This is a genomic window from Streptomyces malaysiensis subsp. samsunensis (genome assembly GCF_024519315.1).
GTDB classification, from domain to species: Bacteria; Actinomycetota; Actinomycetes; order Streptomycetales; family Streptomycetaceae; genus Streptomyces; species Streptomyces malaysiensis.
Window position 1 is genome coordinate 1 of the sequence record NZ_JANIIC010000035.1, and the last position, 18,902, is coordinate 18,902.

At 70.5% G+C, this 18,902-nt stretch carries 16 protein-coding genes and 3 pseudogenes; 12 read left to right on the top strand and 7 right to left on the bottom strand.

Annotated elements, in window-relative coordinates:
- Positions 1-18: 18 nt before the first annotated feature.
- Both NQU54_RS27110 and gdhA read left to right on the top strand, forming a co-directional pair.
- Entirely contained in the window at positions 19-1,197 is a 1,179-nt protein-coding gene (locus tag NQU54_RS27110) for a TIGR00366 family protein (protein ID WP_257633452.1), read from the top strand.
- A 42-nt stretch (positions 1,198-1,239) separates the two neighbouring features.
- Complete coding sequence (gdhA, locus tag NQU54_RS27115; RefSeq protein WP_257633375.1) at positions 1,240-2,583, top strand: NADP-specific glutamate dehydrogenase; 1,344 nt, start codon at positions 1,240-1,242, stop codon at positions 2,581-2,583.
- 90 nt (positions 2,584-2,673) lie between these two features.
- Here gdhA and NQU54_RS27120 read toward each other — a convergent pair whose 3' ends face one another.
- Positions 2,674-3,306 (bottom strand): TetR family transcriptional regulator, encoded by a 633-nt coding sequence (locus NQU54_RS27120; RefSeq protein ID WP_257633376.1) that lies wholly within the window; start codon positions 3,304-3,306, stop codon positions 2,674-2,676.
- 100 nt (positions 3,307-3,406) lie between these two features.
- On the opposite strand from NQU54_RS27120, the gene NQU54_RS27125 reads away from it, so the two are divergent.
- Positions 3,407-4,237 (top strand): SDR family NAD(P)-dependent oxidoreductase, encoded by an 831-nt coding sequence (locus tag NQU54_RS27125; RefSeq protein WP_257633377.1) that lies wholly within the window; start codon positions 3,407-3,409, stop codon positions 4,235-4,237.
- Positions 4,238-4,385: 148 nt separating this feature from the next.
- Here NQU54_RS27125 and NQU54_RS27130 read toward each other — a convergent pair whose 3' ends face one another.
- Positions 4,386-5,534, bottom strand: coding sequence for a serine hydrolase domain-containing protein (locus tag NQU54_RS27130; RefSeq protein WP_257633378.1), 1,149 nt, complete (start codon positions 5,532-5,534; stop codon positions 4,386-4,388).
- Between the two features lie 561 nt (positions 5,535-6,095).
- On the opposite strand from NQU54_RS27130, the gene NQU54_RS27135 reads away from it, so the two are divergent.
- Positions 6,096-8,207, top strand: a complete 2,112-nt coding sequence (locus tag NQU54_RS27135; RefSeq protein ID WP_372506049.1) for a SpoIIE family protein phosphatase — start codon at positions 6,096-6,098, stop codon at positions 8,205-8,207.
- Positions 8,208-8,292: 85 nt separating this feature from the next.
- On the opposite strand, the gene NQU54_RS27140 is transcribed toward NQU54_RS27135, so the two are convergent.
- The 4 genes from NQU54_RS27140 to NQU54_RS27155 all read right to left on the bottom strand — a co-directional run bounded on the left by NQU54_RS27140 (position 8,293) and on the right by NQU54_RS27155 (position 12,601).
- Positions 8,293-9,012: a leucine-rich repeat domain-containing protein gene (locus NQU54_RS27140; protein WP_257633379.1), complete on the bottom strand. Its 720-nt coding sequence runs from the start codon at positions 9,010-9,012 to the stop codon at positions 8,293-8,295.
- Positions 9,013-9,275: 263 nt separating this feature from the next.
- Positions 9,276-10,391: an AI-2E family transporter gene (locus tag NQU54_RS27145; protein ID WP_257633380.1), complete on the bottom strand. Its 1,116-nt coding sequence runs from the start codon at positions 10,389-10,391 to the stop codon at positions 9,276-9,278.
- A gap of 498 nt (positions 10,392-10,889) precedes the next feature.
- The gene (locus NQU54_RS27150; protein WP_257633381.1) at positions 10,890-11,324 is read right to left on the bottom strand and encodes a DUF2267 domain-containing protein; all 435 of its coding nucleotides are present in this window, start codon (positions 11,322-11,324) and stop codon (positions 10,890-10,892) included.
- A gap of 335 nt (positions 11,325-11,659) precedes the next feature.
- Positions 11,660-12,601, bottom strand: coding sequence for an EamA family transporter (locus NQU54_RS27155; RefSeq protein WP_257633382.1), 942 nt, complete (start codon positions 12,599-12,601; stop codon positions 11,660-11,662).
- 68 nt (positions 12,602-12,669) lie between these two features.
- Between NQU54_RS27155 and NQU54_RS27160 the strand changes: the two are divergent.
- From NQU54_RS27160 to NQU54_RS27195, 8 genes and pseudogenes are all read left to right on the top strand, one after another.
- Positions 12,670-12,738 (top strand): annotated as a pseudogene (locus tag NQU54_RS27160) (hypothetical protein); the annotation flags it as partial.
- 50 nt (positions 12,739-12,788) lie between these two features.
- Positions 12,789-12,941: pseudogene (locus tag NQU54_RS27165) on the top strand (LysR family transcriptional regulator); the annotation flags it as partial.
- Between the two features lie 72 nt (positions 12,942-13,013).
- Entirely contained in the window at positions 13,014-13,502 is a 489-nt protein-coding gene (locus tag NQU54_RS27170) for a MarR family winged helix-turn-helix transcriptional regulator (protein WP_257633383.1), read from the top strand.
- Positions 13,503-13,577: 75 nt separating this feature from the next.
- A pseudogene (locus NQU54_RS27175) lies at positions 13,578-15,026 on the top strand (MFS transporter); the annotation flags it as partial.
- A 69-nt stretch (positions 15,027-15,095) separates the two neighbouring features.
- Complete coding sequence (locus NQU54_RS27180) at positions 15,096-15,605, top strand: pyridoxamine 5'-phosphate oxidase family protein (RefSeq protein ID WP_257633454.1); 510 nt, start codon at positions 15,096-15,098, stop codon at positions 15,603-15,605.
- A gap of 152 nt (positions 15,606-15,757) precedes the next feature.
- Positions 15,758-16,495, top strand: a complete 738-nt coding sequence (locus NQU54_RS27185; RefSeq protein WP_257633384.1) for a DJ-1/PfpI family protein — start codon at positions 15,758-15,760, stop codon at positions 16,493-16,495.
- Positions 16,496-16,652: 157 nt separating this feature from the next.
- The gene (locus NQU54_RS27190) at positions 16,653-17,105 is read left to right on the top strand and encodes a hypothetical protein (RefSeq protein WP_257633385.1); all 453 of its coding nucleotides are present in this window, start codon (positions 16,653-16,655) and stop codon (positions 17,103-17,105) included.
- A gap of 144 nt (positions 17,106-17,249) precedes the next feature.
- On the top strand, positions 17,250-17,684 hold the full coding sequence (locus tag NQU54_RS27195; protein WP_257633386.1) for a hypothetical protein: 435 nt from the start codon (positions 17,250-17,252) through the stop codon (positions 17,682-17,684).
- Positions 17,685-17,839: 155 nt separating this feature from the next.
- Here NQU54_RS27195 and NQU54_RS27200 read toward each other — a convergent pair whose 3' ends face one another.
- The gene (locus NQU54_RS27200) at positions 17,840-18,769 is read right to left on the bottom strand and encodes a LysR family transcriptional regulator (protein ID WP_257633387.1); all 930 of its coding nucleotides are present in this window, start codon (positions 18,767-18,769) and stop codon (positions 17,840-17,842) included.
- Positions 18,770-18,902: the final 133 nt, after the last annotated feature.

Here is an 18,902-nt window from a genome sequence, read left to right on the forward strand (position 1 = left end):
GCAACGGCCGTTTTGTCCGTGGCCCCCCCCCGCCCCATCCAGGGGTACACAACCCGCCTGCCCAAGATCCCCGCCACAGAGCGGGGTGCCGTGGCCATGGTCGCCACCATCAGCCTCACCTCCGCCCTGCTGAACTGGGGATTCAGCCTCATCTTCAGCGCCCTGCTGGTCAGGCGCCTGGCCGAGCGCGACAATCTGCGCGTCGACTACCGGGCCGCCTCAGCGGCCGCGTACCTCGGCCTGGGCGGTAGCTGGGCCCTCGGTCTCAGCTCCTCGGCCGCTCAGCTCCAGGCCAACGCGGAGAGCCTGTCGCCCTCCCTGCTGTCGATCACCGGCGTCATACCCTTCCGGGAAACCATCTTCACCTGGCAGTCCCTCACCCTCGCGGCTGTCGTGATCGTCGTCTGTGTGTCCATCGCCTACCTCACCGCTCCCCGTGGCGACAGCGTGCGCACCGCGGCCGACCTCGGCATCGACCCCAGCGACCCGGTCGAGGACGACGAGCCCCGCACCCGGCCGGGGGAGTGGCTGGAGTACAGCCCCCTGCTCACCTTCGTCGTCGTGGCCCTCGTCGCCGGGTGGGCGGTGCAGGAGTTCGCCGACAAGGACCCCATCGTCGCGATCTCCGCACTCAACACCTACAACCTGCTCTTCCTGACGCTCGGCATGCTGCTGCACTGGCGCCCGCGCCGGTTCCTCGCGGCGGTGAACAAGGCGGTTCCGGCCACGGCCGGCGTGCTCATCCAGTTCCCCTTCTACGCCGGTATCGCCGCCATCATGACCCAGGCCACCAACGGCGGGGGCGACAGCCTCTCCCACTACCTGGCCTCGGCCTTCACCGGCGTCGGATCCTCGACCCTCTTCCCACTGATGATGGGCGCCTACTCCGTCATCCTGGGTTTCCTCATCCCCTCCGGCGGCGGGAAGTGGATCATCGAGGCGCCCTATGTCATGCAGGCCGCCAACGACCTCAACGTCAACCTCGGCTGGACCGTCCAGGTCTACAACGCGGCCGAAGCACTTCCCAACCTCATCAACCCGTTCTGGATGCTCCCGCTGCTGGGTGTCCTCGGCCTCAAGGCCCGCGACATCGTCGGCTACACCTTCCTCTACCTCGTCGCCCTGCTGCCGATCGTGCTCGGCCTGCTCACCCTGCTGTCCACCACGCTGCCCTACCACCCGCCTGTCCAGCCCTAGCGCGCTGGCACCTCTCCCCGGGCCCGGGAAGGAACCACGTCAATGCCCCTCGATTCCACAACCGCCGCGCTCTACAAAGACATCGTTCACCGCAATCCCGCCGAACCCGAATTCCACCAGGCCGTCGCGGAGGTTCTGCACTCCATCCAACCCGTCCTTCAGCAGCGTCCGGAACTCGGCGACAATGCCCTCCTCCAGCGGCTGTGCGAGCCCGAACGCCAGGTCATCTTCCGCGTGACCTGGACCGATGACAAGGGGAACGCCCACGTCAACCGCGGTTTCCGTGTCGGCTTCAGCTCAGCTCTCGGGCCCTACAAGGGAGGGCTGCGCTTCCACCGCAGCGTCACCCTCGGCACCGTGAAGTTCCTGGCATTCGAACAGATTTTCAAGAACGCGCTTACGGGCCTGGGGATCGGGGGCGGCAAGGGAGGATCCGACTTCGATCCCAGCGGGCGCTCCGACGGCGAGATCATGCGCTTCTGTCAGGCGTACATGACCGAGCTGCACCGCCACATCGGCCCCCACACCGATGTCCCGGCCGGCGACATCGGTGTGGGCGGACGAGAGATCGGCTACCTCTTCGGCCAGTACAAGAGGATCACCAACCGCTTCGACGCCGGAGCGCTCACGGGCAAGGACCTGAACATCGGCGGCAGCCAGGCACGCCCCGAAGCCACCGGCTACGGCGCCGTCTACTTCCTGGAGGCCATGCTCGCCGAGCGCGGCCACACGCTGGAGGGCAAGACCGCGGTCGTCTCCGGCTCCGGCAACGTCGCACAGTACGCCCTGGTCAAGCTGCACCAGCTCGGGGCCAAGGTGGTCGCCTGCTCCGACTCCACCGGCACGCTCTACGACCCCACCGGCATCCGCGCCGACATCCTGCACGAGGTCAAGCAGGTTCAGCGGCGCAAGCTGGACCACTACGTTGAACTGGTCTCCAGCGCGCGTTTCGCACCGGACAGGAGGCCGTGGGACATTCCCTGCGATATCGCTCTGCCCTCCGCGACGCAGAACGAACTCGGCGAGGCCGATGCCGTGTCCCTGGCCAAGAACAACCTCATCGCACTCGCCGAGGGTGCCAACATGCCCTGCACACCGGAGGCGATCAAGGTGTTCCAGGAAGCGAGGATCGCTTTTGGCCCCGGCAAGGCGGCGAACGCCGGCGGCGTGGCCACCTCGGGCTTGGAGATGCAGCAGAACGCCGCACGCACCAAGTGGTCCTTCGAGCACACCGAGCAGACCCTGGCCCGCATCATGCGCAGCATCCACCACACCTGCCTGGTCACAGCGGCCGACCACGGCAAGCCCGGGGACTACATCACCGGCGCCAACGTCGCAGGCTTCCTGACCGTGGCCTCCGCCATGAACACGCTGGGCCTGGTCTGACCCACCGGGCCCCGTGGCAGCCTGTGATGGGAGTCCGGGGACGGCGACGGCTACGTCATCCGGCCGCGGCGAGCCGCCCCGGAACCGGCATCAGGAGTGGTGGGCCTCCGGCTCTCGAGGGCCAACGGTGGCCATGGCGCGGCCGAGGGCGGAGGCCAAGGAGCCCTTGGGGGTCGAGGCCAGCCAGGAGTGCTGGGCGGCGATGAGGCAGCCGAAGGCCGCCGCGGTGACGGCGCGGGGTGTGGGGTCGTCGTCGGCGTAGGGCGTGCCCGCCGCCTCGGCGCGGGCGCGCAATTCCGATACCACGGCATCCTGCATCCGCTGGAGCCGCTGAAGGTATGCGGCGAGCAGTGCGGGGGTCCGGAAGACGATCCGGTGGATCGGCTCCACCAACTCGGCGTGGCCGGGCGCCTCGGCCAGGGCGACCATCACATCGAAGGTGCGGTGCAGCGACGTCCAGATCGGTTCGGCGGCCGGGCGGTCGCGCAGCGCGGCGAGCATGTCGTCCACGACGAGGTCGAACTTGCCGAGGACGATCTCCTCCTTGCTGGCGAAGTATCGGTGGACGCTGCGCTGGGACATGCCCACGGCGGCCGCGATGTCGTCGATCGTCGTGGCCTCGAAGCCGCGCTCCACGAACAGAGCCTCCGCGGCTTGGGCGATCTCCCGCCGGACCGCGCGACGGGTGCGCGCGCGAAGGCCGGCCTGCTGCTTCTCGCTCATGATGCGCTCGGTCTAACGCGAACCGCCATATCTGTCAGACACTGACAAGCATGGCGTGGGCTGACGCCAGTCAGGATTCGCGAACCATCGGAGATCCCTCATGACCCCCGGCAAAACCATCGTCATCACCGGCGCGAGCGACGGCATCGGTGCCGCGGCGGCGCGCCAACTGCACCGCAGCGGCCACCGGGTCGTGGTCGTCGGCCGCTCTTCCCACAAGACGCGGGCCGTCGCCGACGAGATCGGCGCCGACAGCTACGTCGCCGACTTCACCCGGCTGGACGAAGTCCGCGCCCTCGCGGCGCGGTTGGACGCCGCGTATCCGCGCATCGACGTGCTCGCCAACAACGCGGGCGGCGTCTTCGGCGATCCCGCCAAGACCCCGGACGGGTTCGAGAAGACCTTCCAGGTCAACCATCTGGCGCCCTTCCTGCTCACCCGGCTGCTGATGGACAAGCTGCTCGCCTCCGGGGCTTCGGTGCTCCAGACCTCCAGCGTCGGCGCGCGCATGGCCGGCAAGCTGGACACCGACGACCTCAACCTCGACCGGAACTTCAGCCCGATCCGGGCCTACGGCGCCGCCAAGCTGGAAAACATCCTGTTCACCAAGGAACTGCACCAGCGCTACCACGCCCAAGGGCTCTCCGCCGCCGCCTTCCACCCCGGGAACGTGGCGTCCAGCTTCGGCACCCGGTCCGAGAGCCGGCTGATGCGGTTCATCGCCACCAACTGGTTCACCCGTGCCATGCTGATCTCCCCCGAGAAGGGCGCCGAGCAGTTGACATGGCTGGCCGAGGGCCGCCCGGGCGCCGACTGGGAATCCGGCGTCTACTACGAGAAGCGCAAGCCCGCCCGTCGCACCAACCGCCAGGCCGCCGACGCCGAGCTGGCCCGCCGACTGTGGGATCGTTCGGAGGAGCTGCTGGGCTGAACTCCTCCCCTCGGCGAGGCGGGCGCACGGCGGGTCTGGTCAGCGTGGCGCCGAGCCGCGCACCCGCGACCAGCGCGAAGTTCGCCATGGCCGCACCGTGGCGGAGCCACACGACAACCGCTCCGGAAACGTCATCCCGATACACGCCCTAGGAGCGGGTCCGGCACAGTTCCCGGTCCACGAGTGTGTTCATGGCCCGCTGGGTGTCCTGGCCGCCGTCACTGGTCACGTACACCACGGCGGTCCGGGTCCCGTCTCGGGTGACGCCACCCCAGGTGTGATAGCCGAGCAGTTCGCCCGGGTGGCCGAAGTAGCTGCCGCCACAGGACAACGGGATCTCGCCCAGACCGAGTCCATACCTCACGCCCAGCTCGGGCGCGGGCTTGGTGGTCGTCATCTCGTCGAGCTGCGCCGGAGCCAGCAGACGGCCGCGCAGCAGCGCGGTGTAGAAGCGGTTCAGGTCGTGCGTGGTGCTGATGATCGAGCCGGAGCCGACGGCCATACTCGGATTGAGCGACGTGACGTCCATGCTGGTGTTGGCGCCGAACGCGGCGTAGCCACGGGCGTGCGGGCCCGGAATGGACGGGAAGGCGCCGGGCGTACTGGTACCCCTCAGGCCCAGCGGGCGGATGATCCGGTCGTTCACCTCCTGGGCCCAGCTCCGGCCGGTGACCTCATGGATGATCATCGCGGCGAGAACGTAGTTGGTGTTGGAGTACGACCAGCCGGCGCCGGGGGAGAAGTGGGGAGGGTGCCGCATCGCCAGCCCCACCAATTCCTCGGGGGTGTAGGTGCGGAACCGCTCGGCTCGATAGCCGTCCGCGCTGTTCAACGCGGGTATCTCCGGCAGGACGTCAGGGATGCCGCTCGTATGTTGCAGCAGCTGCCGCACGGTGACCCGGCTGCCGTCGTTGCCGTTGCCCCGGACCACTCCCGGCAGCCACCGCTCGACGGTGTCCTCCAGGGACATGCGCCCCTCGCCGACGAGTTGCAGCACGACCGTGGCGGAGAAGGTCTTGGTGGCGCTGCCGATCCGGAACCTGCCGCCCTGTGGCATCGGCCGCCTGGTGCCCCTCTCGGCCGTCCCGGCACGCGCGCTGTCATATGTGTCCGGTGACGTGACCTCGGCGAGCACACCGACGGCCCCGGTGTCGTGGATCGCGTCCACCTGCTGTTGGAGCGGATCGGCCGGCCGCGGCTTCGCCGCCGCCGTGAGCCCGGTCGACGCGGCGAGGAGGACCGCGGCCAGGCTGGTCAGGACGAGCGGGCCTCGCCGACGCCTTCCCGACACCTGCATGATGATGATCCCCTTCCCGTTCGGGTTGGCTGTGCGCTCAGAGACCGCACAGGTGGCCCGCGGCTGTTTCGCCCCCGGAGCCGGTGGTCGGCGACCATCCCACCAGCGGAGAGCGGACCGGCCAATCCGGCTTTCCCCCCGACGTCCCGACGCACTGCCCTCAGGACGGTGCCTGGGGTTCCCCCCCGCAGAGGCGCTGAGGCTGATCATTACGGGACATCGCTTAACATTGATGCATGGCGGACTCCGGCATGTCTCCGCCCGGCCGGTGGTTTCCCGCGGGAGCGGAGAGTGTCTTCTCGGATCCGGCAGCCCCTGTCCTCGTGACTGATCTCGCCGGGCTGGTGACACAGCGGAGCCCGGGCGCACAGGCCCTGTGGGGACATGCGCCCGAGCACGTCACCGGTACGCCTCTGGCCAGCCCGTTCACGTCCGACGTCACGGCACCCCGGCACCGTGACGGAGAGACCTTGGACGCGTCGGCGCTACCAGCCCCGCCGGCGGGCGCGCAACGGGGGACAGGGCTCCTGGTCCAGGCCGTCCCGGAGGAGGGCGTGGCCGGTGAGCAGCCATTCAGACGGTGAGTCGATCAAGCGGTGGGCGTTCGAGCAGCATCCCGTGGCGACGACGATTTACGACCGGGACGGACGACTGCTGTTCATGAACACCTCGATGCGGCAGGCGACACGACTCTCCGAGGAGGCGACTCGCGGCCAGCTCCTCACCGAGATCGTCCAGGGCGGCGAGTACGCCGAGATCGTCCAGGGCGCCGAGTACGAGGAACTCCAGCAGCGGATCTTCCGGGTACTGGAGACCGGGCATGTGGAGTCCTACGAGTTCTTCGTCAGGCTGGCGAGCGAGACAAAGGCGCATGCCTGGATCGTGGATGTCGTTCCGCTGAAAGACGAGGCCGGTCGAATTCACGGCGCCAGTGTGTCCGCTTACGACTACTCCGAGCAGTACGAGTCCCGGGAGCGGCTGGCGCTGCTGAGCGAGGCCAGGAGCCATATCGGCGCCAGCCTGGACGTGGCCGGCACCGCCCGGGAGTTCACCGAGGTCACCGTGGACCGCTTCGCCGATGTCGTCAGCGTCGATCTGCTGGGTCCCGTCTTCCAAGGCGACCTGCCCGGGTCCGACCCCGCCGAGCCCGCCCCGCTGCGCCGGGCGGCATACCGCTCGGCGTACTCGGGCTCCCGGGGAGCCCGAGCCGCGGGCGAGCTCGGCCGCCGGCCGACTCCCCGGCTCATCACCCGGTGTCTGGCCACCGGCCAGGCCGAGCTGCACCAGGTCACCGACCCCGATGTCCTTCGATGGCTCATCCGCGACCCCGATCAGGAGGCGCGGGCCCTTGCGTGCGGGGTGCACTCCATGATCGTGGTACCCGTCCGCGCCCTGGGCGCCACCCTGGGAGTGGTCGTCTTCCTCAGGTGCGGGTCCCGCACGCCCTTCGCACGCGGTGATCTGGCCGTCACCGAGGACCTGGTCACGCGGACCGCCGTCTGCCTGGACAACGCCCGCCGCTACCTCCGCGAGCGCACCACCTCCGAGACCCTGCAACGCAGCCTGCTGCCGCGGAAACTCCCCGACCAGGCCGCGCTCGAAATCGCCTCACGCTACCTCCCGGCCGAAGCCCAGGCCGGTGTGGGCGGCGACTGGTTCGACGTCATCCCGCTGTCCGGCGCCCGCGTCGCGCTGGTCGTCGGTGATGTCGTCGGCCACGGCCTCCAGGCATCCGTCACCATGGCCAGGCTGCGCACCGCGGTGCGCAGCCTCGCCGACCTCGACCTCCCACCCGACGAGCTGCTCACCCATCTCGACGACATCGTCATCCGCCTGTCCGACGACGTCGAGGCAGACGCCGCCGGAGATGTCGGCGCCACCTGCCTGTACGCGGTCTACGATCCCGTGTCCCGCCGCTGCACCCTCGCCCGCGCGGGCCATCCACTGCCGACCCTGCGCACCCCGGACGGCAGCACCACCATCCTCAACCTCCCCGCCGGCCCACCCCTCGGTCTGGGCGGCCTGCCTTTCGAGGCCGTCGAGGTCGACCTGCCCGAAGGCAGCCTCCTCGCCCTGTACACGGACGGCCTGATCGAAAGCCGCGGCCGCGACATCGACGAAGGCTTCGACGCTCTGCGCCAGGCCCTCGACCGGCCAACCCCCACCCTGGAAGCCGCCTGCGACGCCGTACTCGAAGCGCTGCCTCCCACCCGCCCGGACGATGACGTCGCACTGCTCCTGGCGCGCACCCGCGCTCTGAGCGCCGACCAGGTCGCCACTTGGGATCTGCCGCGTGATCCCGCCACCGTCGCCACGACCCGGCAGAGCGTCTCCGAGAAGTTGACCGACTGGGGACTGGAAGAGCTCAGTTTCGTCACCGTGCTGGTGGTCAGCGAACTGGTCACCAACGCCATCCGCTACGGCCAATCCCCCATTCAGCTGCGCCTGATCCTCCCGCAGCCCGTGGCGGGGCAGGAAGGCACCCCCACCCGCCCTCTGATCTGCGAGGTCTCGGACGCCAGCAGCACCTCCCCGCACCTGCGCCGGGCTCGTGTCTTCGACGAGGGCGGACGGGGTCTGCTGCTGGTCGCCCAGCTCACCCAGCGCTGGGGCACCCGCCACGCCCGCGCCGGCAAGACCATCTGGGCCGAGCAGGTCCTCCCCGCTTCGTGAGCGACGAGGATCCTGCCGGCCAACACGGCGGGCTTCCGCACATCCGGCGTGATGCGGCGCCTGGGCCGCTGCGTCGGCCGGCGATTCATAGCAGGACGACGCACCCGCGTTCCTCCAACTCGGTGAGCAAACGGTGGGAGGGGGTGCAGGTGTTCCAACGAAGGTCCAGCTTCTCCAGGGCGGGCATCCGTGCGACCCAGTCCGGAATCCGGACGATGCGGTTGCTACGGAGGTCGAGTTGCCGGAGCCGGGGAAGGTCGGCCAGCGACGTGGGCACTTCGGTGAACGCGTTCTCACGCAGGTCCAGGTGTCGTAGTTCACGCAGGCCGGTCACCGTCGACGGCAGGGTTCTGAGCGCGTTCCCGCGCAGCCAGAGTTCGCGCAGCTTGTGGAGGCGGCCGATGGTGTCGGGCAATCCGGTCAGCCGACTGTGCTGGGCCCGGAGCTCGATCAGTTCCGCCATCCGGCCGACGGTTTCGGGCAGGGCGGTGAGAGGGTTCTCGCCGACGTTGAGGTAGCGCAGCCGCGTCAGGTTTCCCAGTGTGTCCGGGAGCCGGGACACGTTGTTGTCGTGCAGGTAGAGACAACCGCTGAGTTGGACCAGGTCGCCCAGCGAGTCGGGAAGCGAGGTGAGTTCGTTGTGGCCGAGGTCCAAAGTGGTCAGGCTGTCCAGCTGTCCGATCTTCGGCGAGAGGGCGGTGAGGCCGTTGTCCGCCAGGATCAGCACTCGGAGCCCGGTGTGCTGCCAGACCGACTCGGGCACCTCTCCGAGCTGTCGGCGCCAGAGACTGAGTGTGGGCTGCACGGCCCCGTCCTTTCCGTTCGCGGTAGCTCGGTGGCCGAGGCCAGGGCCCGTCTTCGACGACGGACCCTGGCGCCGGGGTACGAGGCGGTGGCCCGGCTCGGTCCTGTGGAGCCGGGTGGCCCGCCCTGTGGAGTCCGGACCCCGCCCGAGAGCGTCGCCCAGGACTCCGGTCGGCCACTTCCTCGGCGGTCGATGGCAGGCGCCATGCGGCGGCGCGGGTATCCGACCACCTCAGGGTGGCCGCGCCGTGACCGGTGAGCCCCTTACGGCGTGGCGGCCGCGCCGGTGTGCTGCTCGTCGGTCGCCGGCTCCTGCGGCGGTTCGCTGAGCTGTTCGCGCAGGTAGTTCCAGACCACCGCGACCAGCGCGGCGACCGGTACGGCGAGCAGACTGCCCACGATCCCGGCCAGGCTTCCGCCCAACGTCACCACCAGCAGGACCACTGCCGCGTGCAGTCCGAGCCCGCGGCTTTGGATCATGGGCTGGAGCACATTGCCCTCGACCTGCTGCACCACGACGATGATCGCCAGCACGATCAGCGCGTCCGTCGGGCCGTTGGACACCAGCGCGATGAGCACCGCGACCAAACCGGCGAACAGGGCACCCACGATCGGCACGAACGCGGAGACGAAGGTCAGCACCGCCAGCGGGAGTACCAGCGGCACCCCCAGAATCCACAGGCCGAGGCCGATGAAGACGGCGTCGAGCAGGCCGACCAGCGCCTGGGAACGCACGAAAACGCCCAGCGTGTTCCAGCCGCGCGCGACCACGATCGGGACGTCGATGGCGAGCCGGCCGGGCAGCTGGCGAGTGAGCCACGGCAGAAAGCGCGGGCCGTCTTTGAGGAAGAAGAACATCAGGAAGAGCGCCAGGACGGCAGTGACCAGGCCGTTGACCACGGTGTTCACCGCCGTGACGACAGTGGCGACCATGCTGCCCGCGCTGCTTTGCAGACGGGCGATCGCGGCGTCGGACGCCTGGGTGATCTCGTCATCTCCGATGTTCAGCGGTGGCCCGGCGGCCCATTCGCGCACCTTGTGGATGCCTGCCACGACGCCGTCGGTCAGCTCGCCGGACTGGGACGCCACCGGGACCGCGATCAGCGCCACGACGCCGGTGGCCACCAGGAGGAACAATACGGTCACGGTTGAGGCGGCCAGGGCGGGAGGCCACCCGTTCCGACGCAGGAAATGGGCCAGGGGCCAGGTCAGCGTGGTGAGAAGGAGGCCGATGACGAGCGGCCAGACGATCGACCACATGCGGCCCAGGAGCCACAGGGACACTGTGGTCATCGCGAGGACCAGCAGCAAGTCGAGCGAGATACGAGCCGATGAGCGGAGCGCGGCGAGGGTTTTCGCCGCATCGAACGTGGGAGGCATGAGATCACCTGTACCACATTTATGCTTCCCGATCGCAGCTGCCCGCCGAACCCTCGTGTGATCTAGGGAGATTGACGTGCCGTCAGGCGTCCCTCACCCTCCAATCAGGGTCCGGCCTCAGCCCTGTTGACGGGGGCCGCGACGCTTGCACCTGAGGGGGCAGTTCGGGCCGGGTCACCGCGCCGTGCCCGTACTCCGCGTCAGCAGTGCGGCGGTGGCCGCTGAGACGGCGTGGACCAGCGCGGCCCGGTGTCCGGCCAGCGCCGGGGCGCGCCGGGCGGGGGACTCGCCGTGCGCGGCCCCGCCCGGCGGTTGATGCCCTTGAGATATCAGAGCGGCGGGGAGAGGTCTTGGACGGGGGCAAGCCTGGCGGCGCACTCGATCGCCTCCGCTTCTGACGCGTCTGAGTTCACGTATCCCCGAGCACCGCTTATGGGCGCCGACGGTTTACCGGGAGCCAGTCGGGGCGCTGGTCATACGGACCGGCACGCGCTCCGCTCAGGCGGCTTGGGTGAGTTCGGCGCGGCCGAACAGCAGCGCGTAGCCGCTGGGGAGTTGGCGCAGTATGCGGGTGAGCAGTTCGGGGCCGGCGAGGGCGGCGACGGTGGCGAGGACGGAGCCGGTGTCCCAGCGGGTGGTGGCCAGGGGGGTGCCGCCGCGGGTGGCGAGGTCCTTGACGAAGGCCCAGCCGGTCAGGGGCCGGGTGCCGGGGATCTGTTCCGTGAGGATGCGTGCGGCTTCCCGGGGCAGGCGGGCGGCCAGTTCGACGCGTTCCTCGCCCGTCAGCTGGCGTCCGAGTCCCGAAAGGACCAGGCGGACGACTTCCTCGGCCCGTTCCCGGGTGGGGTAGACGCCGTCGTAACGGACCCTGTCCAGCATCTGCTCGAACGTCATCACGGGCAGGTGCTGGAGCGGTGCACACCGGTCGGACATCACTGCGGTGGTTGCCTTTCTGTCGCCCAGGTGGGGATGCCGGTGCCCGGCGGGGTGCGCGGGCACCGGATGTGCGGGTGGTCGGGTGGGCCGGGGTGGCCGAAGAGCAGGCCATGGCCTGCGGGGAGATTCGGCTTCGTCGCTCCGGCGGGGGCGGGGGGGGGGGGGGGGGGGGGGGGGGGGCGCGCCCCCCCCCCCCCCCGAGCCACCCGCCACGCCAAGCCACCCGCCACGCCGAGCCGTCCGTGACGCCGGGCCGTCTGTAGCGCTGGGCCGCCTCACCCCCGCGGATGCCCGTCGGCGCCGTATGCCCTGTCCAGCCGGACGCCGGTCCGTCAGCCGCGCCGGGTGAGGATGCTCAGTGCGTTGGCCGCGACGATGGCGCCCACGCTGATCCACTCCGTCCACCCCAGGTCCTGCCCCAGGCCGGCCCAGCCGACCAGCGCGGCCAGGACGGGGTTGACGCTCATGAAGAGCCCGAACGCCTGGGCGGGCACCCGGCGCAGGGTGAACAGGTCCGCGAGGTACGGCACGGCCGAGGAGAGGACGCCCGCGGTGACGGCGTACACCGCGGCGCTCACGGTCGGCGGCTGCCGGACGGCGATGGCGATCCCGACCGGCAGGAACATCAGGGCGGAGAGCCCCGCGGCCGCCGCCGACCCCTGAGCGCCGGGCACCCGTCGGCCCACGGTGCGGTTGAGCATGATGTACGACGCCCAGCACACGGCGGCCAGCAGCGCCAGCCCCATGCCCAGGTAGTCGGCCGACGGCCGCGGACGCATCAGGGTCACCGCGGCGGCCGCCGCGACCAGCGCACAGCAGGCGTCCACCCGACGCCGTGCGGCGGCCAGCGCTATGCACAGCGGACCGAGGAATTCGAGAGTCACCGCCAGCCCGAGGCCGATGCGGTCGATGGCGCTGTACAGGGACAGGTTCATGGTGCCGAACACCACGGCGAGCCCCGCCACCGGCCGCCACTGCCACCAGGTGAAGGCCCGCAGCCGGGGCCTGCCGACGGCCAGCAGGACGATCGCGGCGACGTACTGGCGGACGGCGACGACCCCGAGCGGACCGAGGACGGGGAAGGCATGGGACCCGCTCGCGGCGCCGGTCTGGTTGGACAGACCGCTCGCGACCATCGTGGCCACACCGGCGAACCGCCGCGCGGTGGGCCGCTGATCAGCGTCCGGGCCCGGGTTCGGGGCCAGACCTGGGTCCAGGTCCGGGCCCGGGGCGGAGTCGGCGGGGGTCTGCGGGGACGCGGAAGCGGGTCGCATGCGTCGATCGTGGGCCCGGTCCACGCATGCACAAAATGCGTTCGTTGACCTATCTATACGCTGGACGTATGGATGTGGAGCTGCGGCAACTGCGCTGCCTCGTGGCGATCGTCGACGAGGGCACCTTCACCGACGCCGCCATCGCACTCGGTGTCTCCCAGGCGGCCGTGTCCCGGACGCTTGCCTCACCGCCAACCAGTACCCCAGGCCCGGTATCGCCTATCGGCCGGTCCGCGACGCCGAGCCGATCGCGGTACGTCTCGCCTGGTGGCGGGACGACCCGCACCCCGCCACCCAATCCGCGGTCGAACTGCTCACCGCGCTCTACCGCAACGGCTGACCCCACCCACGTAGGGGCCGCTCCGTACTGTTCCGGATAATCCAGTACGGATCGAATTGTTACCCTGGGCACATGACCGCGATGGCGCCCACCCAGACCGAACCGGACCTGTCCTTCCTCCTCGACCACACCAGCCATGTCCTGCGCACCCAGATGTCGGCCGCACTCGCCGAGATCGGGCTGACGGCGCGGATGCACTGCGTGCTGGTGCACGCCCTGGAGGAGGAGCGCACCCAGGCGCAGCTCGCCGAGATCGGCGACATGGACAAGACCACGATGGTGGTGACCGTGGACGCCCTGGAGAAGGCGGGCCTCGCGGAGCGGCGCGCCTCGACCATGGATCGCCGGGCCCGGATCATCGCGGTCACCGAGGAGGGCGCGCGGGTCGCCGAGCAGAGCCAGCGGATCGTGGACCGCGTCCACCGGGAGGCGCTGGCGTCGCTCCCCGCTACCCAACGCGCCACCCTGCTAAGGGCGTTGACCCGGCTGTCCGAAGGGCATCTGGCCACGCCCGCCGAGAGCCCCCGCCCGGCCCGGCGGGCACGACAGCGCGAGAAGTAGAGCCGAAACAAATAGTCCGCAACAAAACCATCTGCTACGGTCACTCCTGTCGCGTCTACCGACAGGAGTGACCGCATGTCCGCCACCGCTTCCGGCCCGACCTCTCCCCACGTCCCCCCTTCACACCGGCTGGCCCTCGGGGTCATCGCCACCGGCATGCTGATGGTCGTCCTCGACGGCAGCATCGTGACCGTGGCCATGCCCGCCATCCAGAGCGATCTGCGGTTCTCCCCCGCCGGGCTCAGCTGGGTCGTCAACGCCTATCTGATCGCGTTCGGCGGTCTGCTGCTGCTCGCGGGCCGTATCGGCGATCTCCTCGGCCGCAAGCGGGTGTTCCTGGTGGGCACCGCGGTGTTCACCGCGGCCTCGCTCCTGGCCGCCGTGGCCACCTCCCCCGCGGTGCTGATAGCCGCCCGGTTCCTCCAGGGTGTCGGCAGCGCACTGGCGTCCGCGGTCAGCCTGGGCATCCTCGTCACGCTCTTCACCGAACCCGCCGAACGCTCCAAGGCCATCGCCGTGTTCAGCTTCACCGGCGCCGCAGGAGCGTCGATCGGCCAGGTGCTCGGGGGGCTGCTCACCGACGCGCTCAGCTGGCACTGGATCTTCCTGATCAACCTGCCGATCGGACTGGCGACACTCGCCGTCGCCCTGCGCGTCCTGCCCACCGACCGCGGGTCCGGCCTCGCCGCCGGCGCCGATGTGATCGGCGCCCTGCTCGTCACGGCCGGGCTGATGCTGGGTATCTACACCATCGTCAAGGTGGCGGAGTACGGCTGGACAGCGGGGCGTACGCTCGGTCTCGGCGCCGTCTCCATCCTCCTGCTCGCCCTGTTCCTGATCCGCCAGGCCACCGCGCGCACCCCGCTGATGCCCCTGCGGATCCTGCGGTCGCGCCGGGTCGCGGGGGCCAATCTGGTCCAGGTCCTGATGGTGGCCGCGCTCTTCTCGTTCCAGATCCTCGTGGCCCTCTATCTGCGCAATGTGCTGGGATACGGCGCCACCAAGACCGGCCTGGCCATGCTCCCGGCCGCCCTCGCCATCGGCGCGGTGTCACTCGGCGTCTCCGCGCGGCTCAGCGCCCGCTTCGGTGAGCGCGCGGTGCTGCTGACCGGGCTGGCGCTCCTGGTCGGAGTCCTCGGGCTGCTCGGTCGCGTCCCCGTACACGCCCGGTACCTCCCCGACCTCCTTCCGGTCATGCTGCTCGCCGCCGGTTTCGGACTGGCCCTCCCCGCGCTGACCAGCCTGGGGATGTCCGGTGCGAAGGAGGACGAGGCCGGGCTCGCCTCCGGGCTGTTCAACACCACCCAGCAGATCGGGATGGCGCTGGGCGTCGCGGTGCTGTCCACCCTGGCGGCCGCCCGCACGGACACTCTGCTCGCCCGGGGCAAGGGCCGGGCCGAGGCGCTGACCGGCGGCTACCACCTGGCGTTCGCCGTCGGAGCGGGGCTCATCGTGACGGCCTTCGCCGTGGCGTTCACCGTGCTGCGAGGACCGGCGCGGAAGCCCCCGCCATGCCGCGGAACGCCAATCCGCCCACCACACCGGTCACCACCGCCTGACCCCTCCGCCACCACCAGCGAAAGGTTCACCCTCATGACGACGACCGAGAACAAGAGCCCGGCGAACGGCGCCGAAACGAAGCCCGGTGCCGGACCCGCGCCCCGGGTGCTCACCGAGGACGAGCTGTCCCGGACACTGCGGGACCAGCGCTTCGGTGTGCTCGCCACCGTCAAGCGCGGTGGCCATCCCCATCTGTCGACCGTGATCCACCGCTGGAGCCCCGAGGAGCGGGTGCTGCGCATCTCCTCCACCGCCGACCGGCTCAAGGTGCGTCAGCTGCGCCGCGACCCCCATGCCGCCGTGCATGTGGGCGCGCCGGATGGCTGGTCGTTCGCCGTCGCCGAGGGCGAGGCGGAGGTGTCGGAGGTGACGGCCGTCCCCGGGGACGCGGTCGGGCGGGAACTGCTGTCCATGACGCCCGGTTTCGCCGAGCCACACGAGGAGGCGGCCTTCCTGGAGCAGTTGGTGGCGGACCGGCGGGTCGTGATCAGGATCCGGGTGTCCCGGCTGTACGGAACGGCCCTCGACATGCCCGCCGGCTGACCACCGGGCACACGGCCGCACGGGGGCACCGTTCTCATTGCAGCATGACACCCTCGGTCCCTCTTTCACGGGCCACGAAGTCGCCGGAACTCCTTCCTCCCCCCGGTCCGACTACCCAACCAGTAGGACCGCGAGGGACAGGAGGCACACCGTTGGAACGCAGGCGCTTTCTCAGCCGGACGACCGCGGCCGGCGCGGCGACCATCGCCGCCGGGACACTGACAGCCACCGCCGTGAACACGGGGACGGCGACGGCCGCGCCCCGGCGGACCGGGCCGCTGCGCGTCCATATCGTGATGTTCGACGGGGTCGAAGAGCTGGACTGCATCGCTCCCTTTGAGGTCTTCTCCGCCGCCGCCATGCACGACCCGCGCGGGGTGGAGGTCCGTTACGTCACCACGGGGCAGCCCCGGCAGATCCGTGCGTCGTACGGCACGGGCATCCAGGTGACGCACCGCTGGGCCCCGGAGGAGGCGGATCTGATCGTGGTGCCAGGCGGCGGGTACGGCCGCCGCAACGGCCCCGGTATCTGGGCGGAGATAGCCGATGGTGTCCTGCCGAAGGCGCTCGCCGCGGCACCGCGCGAGGGGCTGACGATCAGTTCGCTCTGCACGGGGGCGCTGCTGCTGTCCGCCGCCGGTCTGACCAAGGGCCGTCCCTGCACCACACATCACGGTGCGAAGGCGGATCTGAAGGAGCAGGGTGGCATCGTCAAGGACGCCCGCGTCGTCGACGACGGGGATCTGGTCACGGCCGGTGGCATCTCCTCGGGCCTGGAGCTGGGCCTGTGGCTGGTCAAGCGTGAGCTCGGAGCGGACGCCGCGATCGGGGTGGAGACCATGCTGGAGTACGAGGCGCGCGGGACGGTCTGGACGCGGTCCTCGTCGTAAGCCCAACGCCCGCGTGTGACAAGCGGGTTGTCCGGTCCGGGCGCGGTGAACACCGTGTCCGGACCGTACGTACCGGGGAGTGCGGCACACCTGGTGAACCGCACCTGGTGGCCGGCGCGGAGGGCTCGGGTGTCCGACCCTTGACGAGGAGAGATACGTGAACGCACATCGTCGTCCGCTGTCCCGCCGGCGCCGGCAGCGGATCGGCGCCCTGGCCTTCGCCACATCGGCGCTCGTCCTCGCCACGGCCGTCCCCGCCCTGGCCCACACCGAAGTGAGCGCCACCGACTCCCACGCACTGGCGAAGAACGTCACGCTGACGTTCGAGTCGGAGGCGGAGGAGGCGTCGGCCGAGCCGGAGAACCCCGCCCCGCTGCTGGAGCTCGGGCCCGCGGCCGCCGGTGGCACCCCGAGCGCCTCACCCTCGGCCACCCCACGGCCGGAGAGCCCGGCGCCGAGCCCGGACGGCAAGGAGCCCTCGAAGGCCGCGTCGTCGGATGACGGGTCCCCGTGGCCCGCCGTGGCAGTCATCGCCGGAGTCTGTCTGGTGGCCCTGGCCGGGGGTTTTGTGCTGTTCCAGCAGCGGCGCGGCTCGGGCGGCGCCGAATGAGCCAAGGGGTGGCGCACCGGTCGGTGCGCCACCCCCGGCGGTCATGCCAAAGCAAAGGGCACGACCCCGGGGACGAGTCGGTGCGGCCCCGTGGGTGCATCGGCGCGCGGGTTTGCTGTCGGGCCGAGTGGTAACGCGGTGGACATGAGCGAGAAGAAGAACGCACACACCATTGCCCGGAGCTCGAACACGAACGCGAAGGCCACCGCCACCAAGGCCAAGGAGACCGCGGGAAAGGCCAAGGACACCGCTGGTGAGGCAGGCACCACGGCGAAGACCGCGGCGTCGGGCGCGGCGACGACGGCGGCGCACACCGCCCATGTCGCGGCCGACAAGGCCCAGGTGGCCGCCGAGAAGGCCGTGGCCACCGGTCGTACGGTGGCGGCCGAGGCGCCCAAGAAGGCGGCCGCGGCGGCCGGTTCGGCCTGGACGGCCATCAAGGCGCGGAAGGTCCTGACAGCCGTCGCCGGTGCGGGTGCCGCGGCTGCGGGCGCCACCGCGGCGATCGTCCTGCGGAGGCGCGCCGCCCGGCGTCGCAGCCCGCTGGCACGGCTGACCGGCGGCCGGTTCGGCGCCTGAGGTCCGCGGGTCGCACAGCACGGCGGGTCGTACGAACACGCGCCGCAGGGTAGAACGATCGCACAGCACGAACGACCACACGGCACGACGACCACACGGCACGATGACCGCTCGACACGACGGTCACGTGACAGAACGCGAGAAGCCCCGGACGCTCACCACGCCCACTCCGGTGTCCAGGCGTCGCCGTCATGGTGGTCGGGCCGCGCGGAGACGAGGTGGTCGCGGAGCGCGGTGAGGGCGGGGTGCGGGTTGTCGCGGTGCCAGATCAGCGAGTGCGGATAGACCGGGGTCGGGTGGTGCACCGCGATGCGGCGCAGACCGTAGTCGGCGGGCCAGACCAGGTGGGTCCATTCGCCGACGAAGGTCGCCAGCGTCGAGGAGTCGGCGATCGTGTCGAGGAGTGGTTCGAGCCCGAAGTAGGGGCCGATCGCGTCGATGGTGAGCCCGAACCTGGCGGCGAGGTCGTCGTAGTAGGCGGCCCATTCGGTACCGGCGACGAGGCCCGGCATCCAGATCCGGTGCCCGGTGAGTTCGCCCGGGGTGACCGCGCGGGCTGCGGCGAGTTCATGGGACGGTCCGGTCAGGAGCTGGACGGGTTCGTCGTGCACACGGGTGGCCTCGACGCCGCCGGGGAGCCGCCGCGCGGGCACGGTGACCGCCCGGAACGACGCGTCGATCGTGCCGGTGCGCACTGCCACGATGGCCGCGTCGGCGTCGAAGAGGGTCACCACATCGAGTTCGACCTCGGGGTGTGCGCGGTGGAAGCCCCGCAGCAGATCGGCCGGTGCGAGCCGCCGCCCGATCACATCGACACGCAGCGCACGACGGCCGGGCCGTACGGAGGCGGCGGCCCGCTCCTCGGCCCGTAGGAGCTCGCGGGCGTGGGGCAGGAACGCCTGTCCGTCGATGGTGAGCCGGGCCCCGCGCGCGGTGCGGGTGAACAGCCGCACACCGAGCTCCTTCTCCAGCGTGGCGATGCGCTTGGAGACGGCCTGCTGGGTGATGGACAGATCGGCGGCCGCCTCCTGGAACTGTCCCGCGTCCGCGACGGCGACGAAGGTGCGCACGGCCTTGAGATCCACGTCGGCCACCTTAGCCGTACAACGTTTGGTTGTGGCATGTCGTGGACGTTGTTTGAACCGCCCGCCACCCGCTCGCTTGGATATCGCCCGTTCCACGTGAGGTTCATCGGGCGAGACGGCGAGGAGTGCGCTG